The sequence below is a fragment of the Vibrio sp. 704 genome (assembly GCF_033339295.1).
Genome location: NZ_JAWOUH010000352.1, coordinates 1 through 765, shown reverse-complemented (window position 1 = coordinate 765; position 765 = coordinate 1). Strand labels below are relative to the sequence as shown.

The 765-nt window shown below is 47.2% G+C and carries 1 protein-coding gene; it reads left to right on the top strand.

Translation table 11 applies throughout. The annotated features are described in order from the left end of the window. Nucleotides 1-765 (top strand): protein translocase subunit SecF (gene secF / locus R7R24_RS26415; protein ID WP_318120078.1); only part of this gene is annotated, 765 nt, incomplete at both ends.

The following is a 765-nucleotide window of genomic DNA, read 5'->3' as shown; positions in this document are numbered from 1 at the left end:
CTCAATCTTTATGATTGCCGCTTCTATCTTCACATTATCAACCAAATGGCTGAACTGGGGTCTAGACTTCACGGGCGGTACGCTAATCGAAGTTGGTTTTGAAAAACCAGCTAACCTTGAAGAAATCCGTACAGCACTTGATGCAAAAGGTTTCGGAGATGCGACAGTACAGAACTTTGGTAGTGCTCGCGATGTGATGGTGCGTCTTCGTCCTCGTGACGACGTTTCTGGCGAAACGCTAGGTAACCAAATCATCGGTGCGATCAAAGAAGGTACTGGTGAAAGCGTAGAAATGCGCCGTATTGAGTTTGTTGGTCCAAACGTTGGTGATGAACTAACTGAAGCCGGCGGTCTGGCGATCCTAGTGTCGCTCATCTGTATCCTGATTTACGTATCAATGCGATTTGAATGGCGTCTAGCGGCAGGTGCTGTAATGGCGTTGGCGCACGATATTATTATCACGCTGGGTGTATTCTCATTCCTACAGATTGAAGTGGACCTAACTATCGTGGCTGCGTTGCTAACGGTTGTTGGTTACTCGCTCAACGATACCATCGTAGTATTCGACCGTATTCGTGAAAATTTCCGCAAGATGCGTAAAGGTGATCCTGCGGACATCATGGATGCTTCGATTACACAAACATTGAGCCGTACGTTGATTACTTCTGGTACAACGTTGTTCGTAGTTATTGCACTGTTTGTACAGGGCGGGGCAATGATCCACGGCTTTGCAACGGCACTGTTGTTAGGTATCACGGTTGGTAC